Below are 281 nucleotides of genomic sequence, written 5' to 3'. Positions count from 1 at the left end.
ATACTCCTTGCTGTCCAGCTCTTTCTTTAAATCATCTTCTGTATATGCCATCTTCTTATGTTCCAGGTTTAAGGTCTAAGGTTCAAGGTTATGTTCACTCCCTGAACTTGGTTCCTTTTAAATCACTTTTTTGCAGATAGGCTATAAAGGAGCTAATCTGCTTGCTCAATAAAATCAATTTTTTGTAGAGTATGTCGAACTCTTCTTTACTTATATAGGTTCGATCAAGGGCGCGGTATAACTGAGAACGTGTTTCTCCACATGAAGCCTTGGCCACAGCG

1 protein-coding gene is annotated in these 281 nt (G+C 39.1%); it reads right to left on the bottom strand.

Features of this window, described 5'->3' with window-relative positions; genetic code table 11:
• Positions 1-94 precede the first annotated feature (94 nt).
• Positions 95-281: four helix bundle protein (locus HC175_RS23555; RefSeq protein ID WP_168140141.1), on the bottom strand; the 187-nt coding region annotated here is incomplete at its 5' end.

The organism is Salinimicrobium oceani, assembly GCF_012037645.1.
Note: the sequence above shows the minus strand (reverse complement) of the source record. Positions and strands in the feature narration are given on the sequence as shown.